Origin of the sequence: Streptomyces scopuliridis, assembly GCF_042790125.1 — a bacterium.
In the GTDB taxonomy this organism is placed as follows: domain Bacteria; phylum Actinomycetota; class Actinomycetes; order Streptomycetales; family Streptomycetaceae; genus Streptomyces; species Streptomyces scopuliridis_A.
This window is the reverse complement of record NZ_JBHTZS010000035.1, coordinates 1-15,854: the sequence shown is the minus strand read 5'-3', so window position 1 is coordinate 15,854 and position 15,854 is coordinate 1. Positions and strand designations below refer to the sequence as shown.

The following is a 15,854-nucleotide window of genomic DNA, read 5'->3' as shown; positions in this document are numbered from 1 at the left end:
CGTGAAAGGTGAGAAGACGATCACGAGCAGGACGCGTACGGCCCGGGGCGGCGCGGCCCGCCGGGCCCAGACGAGTAAGTCCGAAGTGGCGTCGTCCGCCCGGAGGGCGGGCCCGGGGGCGTCTGGTGCGTGCGATCGCAAGGCGCCGGTGTGTCCTCGTAGCGGAGCTACTAGGGCATGTCGGCAACGCGGCGAGCGTGCGTGCCAGACGTTCCCGGGCAGACGGGACTTCGGACTTACTCGTCTAGGGCGCGAGCAGCAGGTTGTGGGCGCGCTCCTTGGCGGACGCGTAACGCTTCGCCACGTCCTGCCAGTTGACGACCCGCCACATGGCCTCGATGAAGTCCACCTTCTGGTTCTTGTACTGGAGGTAGAAGGCGTGCTCCCAGGCGTCGAAGACCAGGATCGGCACCGAGCCCTGGCCGACATTGCCCTGGTGGTCGTAGACCTGCTCGACGATCAGCCGGCCGCTGACCGGCTCGTACGCCAGCACGCCCCAGCCCGAGCCCTGGGTGGTCGCGGCGGCCTTGGTCAGCTGGGACTTGAAGCCGGCGAAGGAGCCGAAGGACTCGGCGATCGCGTCCGCCAGATCGCCGACACCGTCCGCGGCGAGCGGCTCTCCGCCGCCGTCACCGGTCATGTTGTGCCAGTAGATCGAGTGGAGGATATGGCCGGAGAGATGGAACGCGAGGTTCTTCTCCAGCCCGTTGATCGCGCCCCAGGACTCCTTGTCGCGCGCCTCCGCGAGCTGGTCGAGCGTGTCGTTGGCGCCCTTGACGTAGGCCGCGTGGTGCTTGTCGTGGTGCAGCTCGATGATCTGCGGATCGATGACCGGTTCGAGTGCCGCGTAGTCGTAGGGAAGTTCAGGAAGCGTGTATACCGCCATGGTCAGACCCTCCGGCTCTTATTGCACATCTTGTGCAAGTGCACGCTAACAGCAACAGGGTCACCTGTCGGTCAGGCGATGGCGAGCGGCACTTTGTGCCATCTCCGACAACGCGCTGACCTCCCCTTTGTGGGCGACTGACGGTGATGCGGCGCGAGGCCGTCGGCTACCGTCGGGCTGTTCGATGCCTCGCCCGAAGCCCGTAACCCGAGTAACCCGAGCAACCCGACGTCGGAACCCCGACCTACCACGACCGCGGAGACCCCATGAGCACTGCTGCCGTAGCCCCCCGTCCCGGAGCGGTCCTCGCCGATCTGCTCCCCGCCACCCGCACCCGGGACATCGCCCTGGTCGTCGGGGGAGCTGTGCTCACCGGAGTGGCGGCACAGATAGCCGTCCCCGTCCCCGGCTCGCCCGTCCCGGTCACCGGCCAGACCTTCGCCGCGCTGCTCGTCGGCACCGCCCTGGGCGCCCGCCGCGGTTTCCTCTCCCTCGCGCTCTACGCCGTGGTCGGCATGGCCGGGATGCCGTGGTTCGCGGAGGGCCGCTCGGGTCTGAGCTTCGCCTCGTTCGGCTATGTCCTCGGCATGCTGCTCGCCGCCACGGTGGTGGGCGCGCTGGCCCGCCGTGGCGGCGACCGCTCCGTACCGCGTACGGCGGGCACGATGGTGCTCGGCTCGGTGATCATCTACGCGGTGGGCGTGCCCTACCTCGCGCTGTACACCGGGATGTCACTGAGTGCCGCCGTCAGCGCCGGTCTCGTGCCCTTCCTGCTCGGGGACGCGCTCAAGGCCGCCCTGGCGATGGGCGCCCTGCCCGCCGCGTGGAAGCTCATCGGCCGCCGCGGCTGAAGGTCTCAGCTGTCGGCAGCCGCCGCCTTCTCCCGCCGCCCGCGCGCCTCCTTCACCAGCGAGATCGCCACCACGAGCGCCGCCACCAGCAGCGACAGCAGCACCTGCTCGCGCGCGGTGTCGTCGGTCAGCATGTAGACCAGCACGAACGAGATCATCGCGATCGTCGCCCAGGTCAGATACGGGAAGAGCCACATCCGTACGACCAGCTTCTCCGGCGCCTCGCGCAGGATGATCCCGCGCATCCTCAGCTGCGTGAAGCAGATCACCAGCCAGACGAACAGCGCCACCGCGCCCGACGAGTTGAGCAGGAACGCGAAGACCGTGTCGGGCCACTGGTAGTTGAAGAAGACGGCGACGAACCCGAAGAGGACGGACGACAGGATCGCGGCCGTGGGGACACCGCGCGCGTTCGTCCGGGCGAACGCCTTGGGCGCGTCCCCGCGCAGGCCGAGTGAGAAGGCCATCCGGGACGCCGTGTAGAGACCGGAGTTCAGACAGGACAGCACGGCCGTCAGCACGATGAAGTCCATCACCTGCCCGGCGTGCGGGATCCCGATCGAGTTCAGCGCCGCGACGTACGAGCCTTCCTTGAGGATCGACGGATCGTTCCAGGGCAGCAGCGTCAGCACGACGAAGATGGAGCCCAGATAGAAGACGGCGATCCGCCAGATCACGCTGTTGGTCGCCTTGGCGACGGCCCGCTGCGGGTTCGAGGACTCCCCGGCGGCGAGCGTGACGATCTCGCTGCCCATGAAGGAGAAGACGACCATCAGCACGCCGGTCAGGATCGCGCCGGGCCCCTTGGGCAGGAACCCGCCGGTGTCCGTGAGATGCGCGAGACCGGCGCCCGGATTGTCGGACCCGGGCAGCAGCCCGAAGACGGCGAGCAGACCGATGACGACGAACCCCGCGATCGCCACGACCTTGATGCCGGCGAACCAGAACTCGAACTCGCCGTACGAGGCCACCGACGCGAGGTTCGTGGCGGTCAGTACGACCATCACGATCAGCGCCCAGGCCCACTGCGGCACGGCCGGTATCCAGCCCTCCAGGATCTGGGCGCCCGCGGTCGCCTCGACCGCCAGCACCACCACCCAGAAGAACCAGTAGAGCCAGCCGATGGAGAACCCGGCCCAGCGGCCGAGCGCCTGGTCCGCGTAGGCGGAGAAGGAGCCGGAGCTGGGCCGCGCCGCAGCCATCTCGCCGAGCATGCGCATGACGAGTACGACCATCAGGCCGACCAGCGCGTACGACAGCAGGATGCCGGGACCGGCGGCGGCGATACCGGAAGCGGAGCCGACGAACAGCCCGGCGCCGATCACTCCGCCGATCGCGATCATGGACAGATGACGGTTCTTGAGTCCGGCTTGCAGGCCGTCGGAGGACTGCGGAATCCCAGGCTCGCTGGGTGTTCCGCCTTCCTTCGTGGGGGACGGCAGGGAGGTCATGCGGCAATCCTTACGTCTACGGTCCACTCACTTGATGAGTTCCGGCATTCAAACGTTCGGCCCCCAGAAACGGAAGCAATGATTCCGTTTCGTTACCCGGGGCCGTACGTGGGGTTACCGGAGGGTTGACCCCGCTGACCGCTACCCAGCGGAGCGCGAGCCACACCCCGCGTGCCACACTTCGGTCCATGCGCGTGTATCTCGGTTCCGACCATGCCGGCTACGAACTCAAGAACCACCTCGTCGAGTGGCTCACCGCCCACGGCCACGACCCCGTCGACTGCGGACCCCACATCTATGACGCCGAGGACGACTATCCGCCGTTCTGCCTGCGCGCCGCGGAGCGCACGGCGGCGGACCCGGACAGCCTCGGTGTCGTGATCGGCGGCTCCGGCAACGGCGAGCAGATCGCCGCGAACAAGGTCAAGGGCGTCCGCGCCGTCCTCGCCTGGAGCGAGCAGACCGCGGCTCTCGGACGCGAGCACAACGACGCCAACGTCATCTCCGTCGGCGGCCGGATGCACACGCAGGACGAGGCGACGAAGTTCGTCGAGATCTTCCTGGCCACGCCGTACTCGGGCCTGGAGCGTCACGCGCGCCGTATCAAGATGCTCACCGACTACGAGTCGACCCACGAGCTGCCGCCCGTCCCCGCCCACCACCCCCAGCAGGACTGAGGGCCCCGATTCACCAGGTGCCGCCGGGCCCGCCCCCGGCGGCACAGCCATGCCGCGGCCCGTCCGCGCACCGAGGACCTGTCACAGAGGAGACCCCGTGCCCGAGGGGCATACGATCCACCGGCTCGCCGAGGACCATCTCGACCGTTTCGGCGGCCGGCCGGCCCGGGTCAGCAGCCCGCAGGGCAAGTTCTCCGACAGCGCGGAGCTCCTCGACGGCCGGGTCCTCGACGCCGTCGACGCTCACGGCAAACATCTCTTCCTCGGCTTCGGCGACCAGGACTGGGTCCATATCCACCTCGGCCTGTTCGGCAAGGTCGGCTTCGGCGACGCGCCCGCCCCGCCGCCCACGGACACGGTCAGACTGCGGCTCGCCTCCGACACGGCGTACATGGATCTGCGCGGCCCCACCACCTGCGCCCTGATCACCGCCCCCGAGAAGCAGGCGATACACGACCGCCTCGGCCCGGACCCGCTGCGCCGCACGGACGACGGCGAGAAGGCGTGGGCCCGGATCTCCCGGTCCCGTACGACCGTCGCCGCCCTGCTGATGGACCAGAAGGTGATCGCGGGCGTCGGCAATGTCTACCGCGCCGAGGTCCTCTTCCGGCACGGCATCGACCCGTACCGCGCGGGCAAGGACCTCACCCGCCGCGAGTGGGACGCGATCTGGGCGGATCTGGTGGCGCTGATGCGGGAGGGGGTACGGAACAACCGGATCGACACCGTCCGTCCCGAGCACACCCCCGAGGCGATGGGCCGCCCGCCGCGCGTCGACGATCACGGCGGCGAGGTGTACGTCTACCGCAGGGCGCGGATGCCCTGTCTGCTCTGCGGCGGCGAGATCCGCACCGCGACCCTCGCCGCCCGCAATCTGTTCTGGTGTCCGGGCTGCCAGCAGCGCTGAGCCCCGGCTCAGAACCCGTGGGGGAGCCAGGGCGCGATCTCCGACGAGAACGCGGTGGACGCCTCGGCCAGCGCTCCGGAACGTATCTCCCGTACCCGCCCGGCGCGCGCCAGCGCCGCCAGGGAGACACCGCCCAGATACGCCGCGCCCAACTCGTTGACGGACAGGGCGAGATCGGCCTGGTCGGCGGTGCGCTCGCAGGACGCGCCCTTCGCGTCGCCCGACAGCCGCCAACGCCCCTCGTTCCAGGGGCAGAACGCGTCCGTCACCTCGAACACCACATCCACCGGCGCCCGGTACGTACGGGCCTCCAGCGCGGCGCCGACCTCCACCGGCCGCAGATACAGCGAGTCCCGCAACTGCCGCCGGCACCGCCGGACATCGGAGACCAGATACTGGAACGGGTCGTCCGCCGGCCGGTTGCCCGCCCGGACCGTCGACGTCAGATCGATCGAGAAGAGGAAGTCCCAGAGCGACGCGTACGCCACCGGATCCAGGGCGTACAGATCCCGCAGCTCGATCGTGCCCTTGGGGCCCGACTCGTCCCACTCCGGCTTGTTGTGGAAGAGCGTGAACCCCACCACCTCGCCGTCCCGCTCCGCCAGCACGCACTGGAGCGCCGACTTGCCGTCCCTCGCCTTCCCGGCGTCGACGACCGGATGCCGCTCCCAGCCCGGCCGGCGCGCGAGCATCCCCGGCCGTGCCGCGACCTCCGCGGCGTACACCGCCTCGCACGCGTCACGTACGGCCGGGTCGTCCGGTTTCACCCGGCGAAGGCGTATCTCGTCCGCTCCGCCGGGAACCGAGATCCGTACCCGGGAGGTGTCGATCTCCGCCGAGAGCTGCTCGGTCGCGACGCCGTATCCGTACCGTCCGTAGATCACCGGCTCGGAGGCCGTCAACACGGCGAGCGGTTCGCCCCACGACCTGACGTCATCGAGCTGGCGCCGCATCATCGACGTCAGCACCCCGCGCCGGCGGTGCGTCGCCGCCACGCTCACCATCGTCACGCCGGCCGTGGGGACCTGAGCGCCGCCGGGCACCGAGAGCCGGAAGCTGAAGGCCCCCGCCGTGCCCACGGGCTCGTCGCCGTCCCAGACCCCGAGTGAGCGGTCGAACTCGGTGAGATCCCGCATCAGCCGGGTCTCCCCGATAGTCTCCGGGACACCGCCGAAGGCGAGCTCCAACGCCCCGTACCAGGTGTCCCATTCGGCCGGTTCCAGTACCCGTAGCTCGATAGTCATATGCCATGAGTACCAGGGGTACGACAACGAGGCGACCCGATTTCGAACGCAATGTCACAGGGGTCCCCCTGCACGCCGGGCGGACGGATCGATAGGGTCCACAACAATGGCCGGTGTCGCGGGAGCGGAGTCGTACTCGGCCCGGATGCGCAGGAAGCTGCACCGGGTCCGCAACGGCGTGCGCAAATCCGGGGTCGACTATTTCCGCGGCGACGGCTCCGACTGGATCGCGCTCGTCGGTCTGCTGCTCACCATCCCGGCCATCACGCTCACCACCATCGCCGTCCCCGTCTGGTGCGCGCCCTCCGCGCTCGTCCTCCCGATCGTGGCCGGCGGGCTGCTGCTGCGGCCCGCGAGCCTGCTCAGTCTGTACGCGGCGGCCGCCGCCGCGCTGATCGTCGAGTCGATGGTGCTCGGCCCGTATCCGGACGGCCCGGCGCGGGTCACCCCGGGCACGGTGCTCGTGGTGGCCGCCTGCGGGCTCTTCGGACTGCTGATCGCCCAGTTCCGGGCGCGGGTCGGGGTGCCCTGGCGGCGCGGCGGGACGATGCTCTTCGACCTGCGCGAACGGATCAGGGTGCAGAGCGCCCTGCCCCGGCTCCCCAAGGGCTGGCACCACGAGATGGCGCTGCGCCCGGCCGGCGGCCAGTCCTTCTCCGGCGACTTCGTGGTGGCCGCCCGTACGAACAGCGGCCGGACGCTCGAAGTCGTCCTGACCGATGTCTCGGGCAAGGGCATGGACGCGGGCTCCCGCGCCCTGCTGCTCTCGGGCGCCTTCGGCGGACTCCTCGGCTCGCTCCCGCCGCACAGTTTCCTTCCGGCGGCCAACGGCTATCTGCTCCGGCAGGACTGGGACGAGGGCTTCGCCACCTCCATCCATCTCGTCCTCGATCTGGACTCGGGCGACTTCGAACTGCTGTCGGCGGGCCATCTGCCCGCCCTCCAGCTGCACGCGGGCAGTGGCCGCTGGGAGGAGAAGTCGGGCGAGGGCCCGCTGCTCGGGGTGTACGACGGGGCGCAGTTCGACCCGGTCAAGGGCTCCCTGCGCCCCGGCGACGTGCTGATGCTCTTCACGGACGGGCTGGTCGAGGCCCCCGGCCGTGATCTGGGCGAGGGCATCGACCGCCTGACGGGCGAGGCCGACCGTTATGTCGTGCCGGGCTTCGAGGGCGCGGCCTGGCATCTGATCGAGGCGGTCGCGAAGGATGTGAACGACGACCGCGCGCTGCTCCTGATCTGCCGCGAGGCATAACCGCCCCCGGTACGGATCCGCACACAGAACTCCCCTCCGCCGTCAGGGGCGGAGGGGAGTGCGGTGGGTGGTGCGGGCCGTCGCGGGTGGTGGTAAAAGCATGGGCGTCAGCTCGTCACCGGTGCCCCCCTGATGCCCGAATCCTTGGCGTACGAGGGCGCGTCGCCCCCGGGCCCCGGGCCGTCGCCGCCCTTCCCGCCACCCGGCAGTATCCGGGCCAGCCAGTGCGACCTGCCCGCCGCCAGCGGGCCGAGGACAGCGAGGACCAGGACGTATCCCGCGATGAACGGAGCGAGCCGGCTGTCGAGGCCCGCGCCCGCCGCCATCGTGGCGAGGATCAGCGCGAACTCGCCCCGGGCCAGCAGGGTCGTCGAGATGTTCGCCGCCGGCTGGGCGCCGAAGCCGAAGATCCTGGCCGCGGTCAGCCCCGCGGCGACGTTCATCACCAGGGTCACGGCCGCCGCGATGACTACGGGCCACAGCACCGTCGGCAGATCGCCCGGGTTGATCGACAGCCCGAAGGCGAAGAAGAAGATCGCGCCGAACGCGTCCCGCAGCGGGTGGACGAGCTTGCGGATCCGGGGGCCCGAGGTGGTGCCGCCGAGCATCAGACCGACCATGAACGCGCCGATGGCGTCCGCGACCCCGAACCACTCGGAGACACCGGCCACGAGGACCGCCGCGCCGAGGAAGGAGATGACGAGCAGCTCGTCGTCCTTGGTGTTCATGAGCCGTCCGACGACCTTCGTGCCGAACCGGGCGGCGAGCGCCAGCAGCAGCAGGAAGCCGAACGCCTTCCCGCCGTCCATGACGGCGGCCGAGGCGCTGTCCGCACCCGACAGGATGGGCTGGAGCGCGGCGAGATACAGGGCGAGGAAGATGTCCTCGACCACGATGATGCCGAGGATCGGTTTGGTCTCCGGATTGCCGATCCGCCCCATGTCGACCAGGACCTTGGTGACGATCGCGGACGAGGAGATACCGAGCACACCGGCGAGCACCAGCGCCTCCGACGTACCCCAGCCCAGCGCGAAGCCGAAGCCGAGGCCGGCGCCCACGTTCAGCGCGAGATACGCGCCGCCGGCGAGGGCCATCTTCCGGCCGCCCGCCTTGAGGTCGTCCAGATGGAATTCCAGGCCCAGGTAGAAGAGCAGCAGGACCAGCCCGAGGGCGGAGAGCATCTCCAGCTCGTGCGGGTCCTTGACCAGCACGATGCCGGGGGTGTGCGGGCCGAGCAGGATCCCGGCGAGGATGAAGAGGGGAATAGTGGGGAGCTCGATACGGCTGCCCAGACGGGCGAGTACGGCGGCGGCGAGGAAGGCGCCGCCCATGGCTATGAGGGTCTCTGCGTGTCCGATGGGATCGTTCCTCCGTCAAGTCAAAGATGCGTCAAGGAATCGTCAGTAATTAGTTTACCAAACGGTTTACTGAGCAACTGTGGACGCGGGAACGGACCGGACGGACCGGGCGGAACGGAACGGATGGCCGCGCGTGGCCTACCGGGAAGTACGAGTCTCCCGCTTGAACGCCCACCGCATCTCGGGCTCGGTGACGCGGCGCAGCAGCCGCCGTACCGGGGGCGTGCACAGCAGCGTCACCGCGGCGGCGGCGACGACGGTCACGACCATCTTCCCGGCGGGACCGGACAGCCAGGGGTACGCGTCGAAGAGGCCGCCGTACACCGCGCCCTTGATCAGGAACCCGTGCAGCAGATAGCCGCAGATCGTGCCCGCGCCCAGCGCCGTGAACCAGGTCCTGCGGCGGGGCACCCACGCCAGGAACCCGGCCGTGAGCAGCAGTGAGCAGCCGAAGAGCGCGAACGTCATCACGGGCCCGGCCCACCAGGGGGCGTCCAACTGCTGGGCGCTGGAGCTGTGGTAGAGCCAGCCGGCCTTCATCCGGGTGGCCGCCCAGTACGCGAAGGCCAGCGCGCCCGCGAACAGCGGCACCGCGAGTATCCGGATCTCGCGCCGCCGCACCAGCTGGAAGTGTTCGGGCTTGAGCAGCAGCCCCAGGACGAAGTACGGCGCGAACTGGAGCACGCGCTGGAGGTTCAGGTCCTCGCCGATGCCCGGTGTGAGCGACGCCAGCGAGGCGACGGCGAGCGCCACCGTCAGCGGGTGGCGCAGCGTGAGCCAGAGCGGCGTGGTCAGCCGCCAGACGAACAACGCGGCCAGGAACCAGGTGAGATACCAGGGGTCGAGCAGGCTGATGGGCTGGTCCGGGCTGTCGTCCGCGTACCGCTTGAAGAGCGAGTACGCCACCTCGAAGACCACGTACGGCACGGCGACCCCGGTCACCAGCCGCCTGATCTGGTGCGGGCGGGCGGCGAAACTCCGGGAGAAGTAGCCGGAGATGAGGATGAACGCGGGCATGTGGAAGGCGTAGACGACCAGATAGAGCGCGCGTGTCGTCCGGCTGCCGTCCATGACGGGTTCCCAGAAGTGCGCCACCGCCACCAGAACGATCGCCAGATACTTGGCGTTGTCGAAGAACGGGTCCCGCCTGGTGGACGTCGCGTGCGGATCCATGGCCGGAGCGGCGGGCCGCTGCCCGGTCGGCACCGGCGTGTCGGCCACCGGCGACGGTCCGGTTCCGGCGGCGGGATCCACCTCCGCGGCCGGGGAGGAGCGGGGGAGAGGGGACGTCTCATAGGGGTGTGGCGCCGAGAACATTCGAGGCACCCTAGCCGCGCTCAAACCAATTCGTAAAACCTCCTCGACAGGTAACCCATTCGAATCTGAAACCGCCGACAACCGGGCGATATGCCCTGGTTAATCAGTGTTAAAGGGGGCATATCGTTGGGTTTGACCGTGTGGCTGCGGCCCGGCTCAATGTGTCCGTCGGCCGGTCGTTCGACGCCGGGGAAATGGCTCGTGAATGAGCTGTGTGCATAGGGAAACGATCAATTCGAATGCGCGTCCCGGCCTCTTCACGCGCGGGCGGCCCGCGCGCGCCGCGGTCGCGCGGAACCCGGCGCGCGGGGGGCGCGGTTGGCGCGATCGCGATCACATTGATTCGTCACCGGCCAACATCCGCGCGGAGGTTGATGGCACGATGGTCGGAGCGGGGGGTGTGGCGTGCGCGCTCCCCCGGGCTGGGCCAGGCGACCGACCGAGGGTGTGATCAGTGTGGCCATTTCGCTGTCTGTGGTGGTTCTGTTGGCGGTCATCCTCGTGGTGCTCATACGTGGTGGCTCGATCAAGGCCGGCCCCGCGATAGTCGCGATCCTGTTCGGCTTCTTCCTCGCCTCCACCAACATCGCTCCGTCGGTGAACAGGTTCCTCAACTCCCTGGCCGACACGATCAACCAGATCCGCTTCTGAGCCCCGGCGGCGCGAACGAGCGGCGGAAACGAAACGAGCGCCGGAAACGAGGAGAGCCGGTCTCCGTGTCGTACGGAAACCGGCTCCCACCCGTATGTTCCACCGGGTGTTCCTGCCAAGAGCGGGCGACGGGAATCGAACCCGCGTAGCTAGTTTGGAAGACTAGGGCTCTACCATTGAGCTACGCCCGCACGCGTCGTGCCGCAGGTCATGCGGCCTCGGCACGGACCACATCGTAGCGGGTCCCGGGCGCTCGCCGCACACCGGTAAAGCGGCGGTCAAAGCACCGGTCAAAGCGGTCGGCCGCATCCTCGCGGGCATGTACCCTACGTGTCGCACCGGCGGGGTGTGGCGCAGCTTGGTAGCGCGTCCGCTTTGGGAGCGGAAGGTCGTCGGTTCGAATCCGGCCACCCCGACCATCTTTTCAAGATCGCATCCGCAAGATCACATTGTGGGGCGCTTCCCGCTTGCGGTTACTATGCAAGCTGAGTGCCCGTGTGTCTGAAGAGTCTCTGAGGAACCGGGCCGATCCGCTGGATCGCGCCGCACCGCGGCGGACCGGCAGAACCCAAGAATTCAGCCACCAAGGAGACCGAACCGTGAAGAGCGCCGTGGAGACCCTGAACCCGACCCGGGTTCGGCTCACTGTCGAGGTGCCCTTCGAGGAGCTCAAGGACAGCCTCGACGCGGCGTACAAGAAGATCAACCAGCAGGTCACGGTGAAGGGCTTCCGCAAGGGCAAGATCCCGGCCCGCGTCATCGACCAGCGGTTCGGGCGTGGTGCTGTGCTGGAGGAGGCCGTCAACGACGCCCTCCCGAAGTTCTACACCGACGCTGTCAACGAGGGTGAGCTCAATGTCCTCGGCCAGCCCGAGGTCGACATCACCGAGCTCAAGGACGGCGAGCTGCTGGCCTTCACCGCCGAGGTGGACGTCCGCCCGGTCATCGAGATCCCGGACTACTCCGGCATCGAGGTCACCGTCGACTCCATCGAAGTCAGCGACGAAGAGGTCGACAAGTCGGTCGAGCAGCTGCGCGACCGCTTCGCGTCCACCAACCCGGTCGAGCGCGCCGCCGCCGAGGGCGATGTCGTGACGATCGACCTGGAGGCCAAGGTCGACGGCGAGGTCCTGCCCGACGGTGTCGCCACCGGCGTGCAGTACACCATCGGCTCCGGCGAGCTGCTCGACGGCATCGACGAGGCCGTCACCGGCCTGGAGGCCGGCGGCGAGGCCACCTTCACCTCCGAGCTGAAGGGCGGCGCCGCCGAGGGCAAGGCCGCTGAGGTCACCGTCAAGGTCAGCCAGGTCGCCGCCCGCGAGCTGCCCGAGCTGGACGACGAGTTCGCGCAGATGGCGAGCGAGTTCGACACGCTCGACGAGCTGAAGGCGGACAGCCGCAAGCGCCTGGAGAGCAGCAAGCAGTACGACCAGGCCACCCAGGCGCAGGAGCGCGTCCTCGACGAGCTGCTGAAGCTGGCCGAGGTGCCGATCCCGGAGAAGCTGCTCGCGGAGGAGATCAACACCCGCAAGCACAACCTGGAGCACCACCAGCTCGGTCAGATGGGCCTCGACCTCGCGAAGTACCTGGAGATCCAGGGCAAGACCGAGGAAGAGTTCGACGCCGAGACCAAGGAGCAGGCGGAGAAGGGCATCAAGACCCAGTTCATCCTGGATGAGCTGGTGAACAAGGAGAAGCTGAACGTCAACCAGGAGGAGCTCACCGAGCACCTCATGCGGCGCGCCCAGTCCTCCGGCATGTCCCCCGACCAGTTCGCCCAGGCCGTCGTCGAGGGTGGCCAGGTGCCGATGCTGGTCGGCGAGGTCGCCCGCGGCAAGGCGCTCGCGGTGGTCGTCGAGGCCGCCAAGGTGACCGACACGAACGGTGAGATCGTCAACCTGAACGACGAGGACGAGGCCGAGGCCACCGAGGCCGCCGACTCCACCGAGGCCGTCGAGGCCGACGCCAAGGCCGAGGAGAAGGCCGACAAGAACGAGGCCTGAGCCGTCTCGCTCTGAACGCCAGGACGGGCCCCGGACGCACCACGCGACCGGGGCTCGTCCTGTCCGCCCCCAGGAGCCGTACCCCCCCCGGAGCCGTGCAGCGCGCCCGACGGCGCCAGGGGTGGCACCGGGGCCCGGGAGAAGGCCGGCAGGCCCGCTCAGGGCCGTATGGAGCCCCAACTGCCTTGCGCTCCCAGCGAACAGCCACGGAAGCGGGATGGCCCGCGCCGACCAGCGCGTTAGGGTCCATGAATACGAGGGCAGGGGAGTCTCCCGTCCCCGGTACGAAGACGCTGAGACGGCCGCAGCCGTCAGAGACGAGCAGGTGTATACGTGACGAATCTGATGCCTTACGCCGCCGGTGAGCCGTCCCTCGGTGGTGGCCTCGGCGACCAGGTCTACAGCCGGCTGCTCGGAGAGCGGATCATCTTCCTCGGCCAGCAGGTCGACGATGACATCGCCAACAAGATCACGGCGCAGCTCCTCCTCCTCGCGGCCGAACCCGAGAAGGACATCTACCTCTACATCAACAGCCCCGGTGGCTCGGTGACCGCCGGTATGGCCGTCTACGACACCATGCAGTACATCCCGAACGACGTGGTCACCATCGGTATGGGCCTCGCCGCTTCGATGGGCCAGTTCCTGCTGACGGGCGGCACCGCCGGCAAGCGCTTCGCGCTGCCGCACACCGACATCCTCATGCACCAGGGCTCCGCGGGCCTCGGCGGCACCGCCTCCGACATCAAGATCCAGGCCGAGCAGCTGCTCCGTACGAAGAAGCGCATGGCCGAGATCACCGCGCGCCACACCGGCCAGACGGAAGAGACGATCATCCGCGACGGTGACCGCGACCGCTGGTTCACCGCCGAGGAGGCCAAGGCCTACGGCATTATCGACGAGATCATCTCCGCTGCTTCGGGTGTTCCGGGCGGCGGCGGTACCGGGGCCTGAGATCACCAGCCCCGACCAGCCGGCCCAGCCCACCGAACGCCACAGGATGGTGAACACCCACATGAACAACTACTCCGCGAGCGGCCTCTACACCGGCCCGCAGGTGGACAACCGTTACGTCGTCCCGCGCTTCGTGGAGCGCACCTCGCAGGGCGTGCGTGAGTACGACCCGTACGCGAAGCTCTTCGAGGAGCGCGTGATCTTCCTCGGGGTGCAGATCGACGACGCCTCCGCCAACGACGTCATGGCGCAGTTGCTCTGCCTGGAGTCGATGGACCCGGACCGCGACATCTCGATCTACATCAACAGCCCCGGTGGCTCGATGACGGCGCTCACCGCCATCTACGACACGATGCAGTTCGTGAAGCCGGACATCCAGACGGTGTGCATGGGACAGGCCGCCTCCGCCGCCGCCGTCCTGCTCGCCGCCGGCACCGCCGGCAAGCGGCTGGCGCTGCCGAACGCGCGCGTGCTCATCCACCAGCCGTCCAGCCAGACCGGCCGGGAGCAGCTCTCCGACCTGGAGATCGCGGCCAACGAGATCCTGCGGATGCGCGCCCAGCTCGAAGAGATGCTGGCGAAGCACTCGACGACGCCGATCGAGAAGGTCCGCGACGACATCGAGCGCGACAAGATCCTCACCGCCGAGGACGCGCTCGCGTACGGCCTGGTCGACCAGATCGTGTCGACCCGCAAGACCACGGCCGCTGCGGCCGCCTGACACACCCGGCGCCCTTGGCGCGGTGCCACGACCACGTGAACCGCGCCAAGGGGGGCCCGAACGGGGGCCCGGGCAAGGTACCGTCGGATATGAGGCACAGGAGCCGCTGAACCAGGCTGCTCCCAGGCGAAGGGGAAGCACCTCGTGGCACGCATCGGTGATGGCGGCGATCTGCTCAAGTGCTCGTTCTGCGGGAAGAGCCAGAAGCAGGTGAAGAAGCTCATCGCGGGTCCCGGTGTGTACATCTGCGACGAGTGCATCGACCTCTGCAACGAGATCATCGAGGAGGAGCTCGCGGAGACCTCCGAGGTGCGGTGGGAGGAACTGCCCAAGCCGCGCGAGATCTACGAGTTCCTTGAGGGGTACGTCGTCGGGCAGGAGCCCGCGAAGAAGGCCCTCTCCGTGGCGGTCTACAACCACTACAAGCGCGTTCAGGCCGGCGAGAACGGCGGGGTGTCCGGACGCGAGGACGCGATCGAACTCGCCAAGTCCAACATCCTCCTGCTGGGCCCGACCGGCTCCGGCAAGACCCTCCTCGCCCAGACGCTGGCGCGCATGCTGAACGTACCGTTCGCGATCGCCGACGCCACCGCGCTCACCGAGGCCGGTTATGTCGGTGAGGACGTCGAGAACATCCTGCTGAAGCTGATCCAGGCGGCGGACTACGACGTCAAGAAGGCCGAGACCGGGATCATCTACATCGACGAGATCGACAAGGTCGCCCGCAAGAGCGAGAACCCGTCGATCACCCGCGATGTCTCCGGCGAGGGCGTCCAGCAGGCCCTGCTCAAGATCCTGGAAGGCACCACCGCCTCCGTACCGCCGCAGGGCGGCCGGAAACACCCGCACCAGGAGTTCATCCAGATCGACACGACGAACGTGCTCTTCATCGTGGGCGGCGCCTTCGCCGGCCTGGAGAAGATCATCGAGTCGCGCGCGGGAGCGAAGGGCATCGGCTTCGGCGCGACGATCCGTTCGAAGCGCGAGATCGAGGCGAGCGACCAGTTCCAGGAGGTCATGCCGGAGGACCTGGTGAAGTTCGGGATGATCCCCGAGTTCATCGGCCGCCTGCCGGTCCTCACCTCCGTCCACAACCTGGACCGCGAGGCCCTTCTCCAGATCCTCGTCGAGCCGCGCAACGCGCTGGTGAAGCAGTACCAGCGGCTCTTCGAACTCGACGGTGTGGAGCTGGACTTCGACCGCCCGTCCCTGGAGGCCATCGCCGACCAGGCGATCCTGCGCGGCACGGGCGCGCGCGGTCTGCGCGCCATCCTCGAAGAGGTGCTCCAGTCGGTGATGTACGAGGTGCCGTCCCGCAAGGACGTCGCCCGGGTCGTCATCACGGCGGAGGTCGTCCGCGACAACGTGAACCCGACGCTGGTCCCGCGCGAGCCGCGCATCGTGAAGAGCGACGGCCGCCACGAGAAGTCCGCGTAGCGGTGCGCGTACCCGACACATCCGCGTACCCGGCACAGAGGGGCGCCCGGCCGGGGGGGCCGGGGGGGGCCCCCCCCCCCGGCGGGTGTCGGGCCGTGGCCGGTGCCCCGCACCTTGTGAAGAGGCGGCCCCCCATGGGGGCCGTCGC

14 protein-coding genes and 2 tRNA genes are annotated in these 15,854 nt (G+C 68.9%); 10 read left to right on the top strand and 6 right to left on the bottom strand.

Translation table 11 applies throughout. The annotated features are described in order from the left end of the window. Nucleotides 1-244: 244 nt before the first annotated feature. Nucleotides 245-886 (bottom strand): superoxide dismutase, encoded by a 642-nt coding sequence (locus ACFRKB_RS33445; RefSeq protein ID WP_383110371.1) that lies wholly within the window; start codon nt 884-886, stop codon nt 245-247. A gap of 266 nt (nt 887-1,152) precedes the next feature. Here ACFRKB_RS33445 and ACFRKB_RS33440 point away from each other — a divergent pair, with 266 nt between their 5' ends. After that, nucleotides 1,153-1,737, top strand: coding sequence for a biotin transporter BioY (locus tag ACFRKB_RS33440; RefSeq protein WP_383110370.1), 585 nt, complete (start codon nt 1,153-1,155; stop codon nt 1,735-1,737). Nucleotides 1,738-1,742: 5 nt separating this feature from the next. Here ACFRKB_RS33440 and ACFRKB_RS33435 read toward each other — a convergent pair whose 3' ends face one another. Then, a complete protein-coding gene (locus ACFRKB_RS33435; protein ID WP_383110369.1) occupies nt 1,743-3,188 on the bottom strand; it encodes an amino acid permease in 1,446 nt (481 codons plus the stop codon). Nucleotides 3,189-3,376: 188 nt separating this feature from the next. Here ACFRKB_RS33435 and ACFRKB_RS33430 point away from each other — a divergent pair, with 188 nt between their 5' ends. Together ACFRKB_RS33430 and ACFRKB_RS33425 are read left to right on the top strand one after the other, a co-directional pair. Further along, nucleotides 3,377-3,865: a ribose-5-phosphate isomerase gene (locus ACFRKB_RS33430; RefSeq protein WP_326612247.1), complete on the top strand. Its 489-nt coding sequence runs from the start codon at nt 3,377-3,379 to the stop codon at nt 3,863-3,865. A 97-nt stretch (nt 3,866-3,962) separates the two neighbouring features. Next, a complete protein-coding gene (locus ACFRKB_RS33425; protein ID WP_383110368.1) occupies nt 3,963-4,772 on the top strand; it encodes an Fpg/Nei family DNA glycosylase in 810 nt (269 codons plus the stop codon). An 8-nt stretch (nt 4,773-4,780) separates the two neighbouring features. Here the strand turns inward: ACFRKB_RS33425 and ACFRKB_RS33420 are convergent, their stop codons facing one another. Then, nucleotides 4,781-6,016: a GNAT family N-acetyltransferase gene (locus ACFRKB_RS33420; protein ID WP_383110367.1), complete on the bottom strand. Its 1,236-nt coding sequence runs from the start codon at nt 6,014-6,016 to the stop codon at nt 4,781-4,783. A 106-nt stretch (nt 6,017-6,122) separates the two neighbouring features. On the opposite strand from ACFRKB_RS33420, the gene ACFRKB_RS33415 reads away from it, so the two are divergent. Continuing rightward, entirely contained in the window at nt 6,123-7,268 is a 1,146-nt protein-coding gene (locus ACFRKB_RS33415; protein WP_365972681.1) for a PP2C family protein-serine/threonine phosphatase, read from the top strand. Nucleotides 7,269-7,375: 107 nt separating this feature from the next. Here ACFRKB_RS33415 and ACFRKB_RS33410 read toward each other — a convergent pair whose 3' ends face one another. Beyond that, nucleotides 7,376-8,599 (bottom strand): cation:proton antiporter, encoded by a 1,224-nt coding sequence (locus ACFRKB_RS33410; RefSeq protein WP_383110366.1) that lies wholly within the window; start codon nt 8,597-8,599, stop codon nt 7,376-7,378. A 165-nt stretch (nt 8,600-8,764) separates the two neighbouring features. Then, the gene (locus ACFRKB_RS33405) at nt 8,765-9,943 is read right to left on the bottom strand and encodes an acyltransferase family protein (RefSeq protein ID WP_383110365.1); all 1,179 of its coding nucleotides are present in this window, start codon (nt 9,941-9,943) and stop codon (nt 8,765-8,767) included. Between the two features lie 456 nt (nt 9,944-10,399). Here ACFRKB_RS33405 and ACFRKB_RS33400 point away from each other — a divergent pair, with 456 nt between their 5' ends. After that, nucleotides 10,400-10,594, top strand: a complete 195-nt coding sequence (locus tag ACFRKB_RS33400) for a hypothetical protein (protein ID WP_030352385.1) — start codon at nt 10,400-10,402, stop codon at nt 10,592-10,594. A 120-nt stretch (nt 10,595-10,714) separates the two neighbouring features. On the opposite strand, the gene ACFRKB_RS33395 is transcribed toward ACFRKB_RS33400, so the two are convergent. Beyond that, a tRNA-Gly gene (locus ACFRKB_RS33395) sits at nt 10,715-10,785 on the bottom strand. 151 nt (nt 10,786-10,936) lie between these two features. Here ACFRKB_RS33395 and ACFRKB_RS33390 point away from each other — a divergent pair. From ACFRKB_RS33390 to clpX, 5 genes are all read left to right on the top strand, one after another. Beyond that, nucleotides 10,937-11,013 (top strand) — tRNA-Pro (locus ACFRKB_RS33390). A gap of 180 nt (nt 11,014-11,193) precedes the next feature. Then, a complete protein-coding gene (gene tig, locus ACFRKB_RS33385) occupies nt 11,194-12,597 on the top strand; it encodes a trigger factor (RefSeq protein WP_383110364.1) in 1,404 nt (467 codons plus the stop codon). A gap of 345 nt (nt 12,598-12,942) precedes the next feature. Further along, nucleotides 12,943-13,548, top strand: coding sequence for an ATP-dependent Clp protease proteolytic subunit (locus ACFRKB_RS33380; RefSeq protein WP_365972746.1), 606 nt, complete (start codon nt 12,943-12,945; stop codon nt 13,546-13,548). A gap of 46 nt (nt 13,549-13,594) precedes the next feature. Further along, nucleotides 13,595-14,269 (top strand): ATP-dependent Clp protease proteolytic subunit, encoded by a 675-nt coding sequence (locus tag ACFRKB_RS33375; protein ID WP_030352382.1) that lies wholly within the window; start codon nt 13,595-13,597, stop codon nt 14,267-14,269. Between the two features lie 144 nt (nt 14,270-14,413). Then, on the top strand, nt 14,414-15,706 hold the full coding sequence (gene clpX / locus ACFRKB_RS33370; RefSeq protein WP_249949362.1) for an ATP-dependent Clp protease ATP-binding subunit ClpX: 1,293 nt from the start codon (nt 14,414-14,416) through the stop codon (nt 15,704-15,706). Nucleotides 15,707-15,854 lie beyond the last annotated feature (148 nt).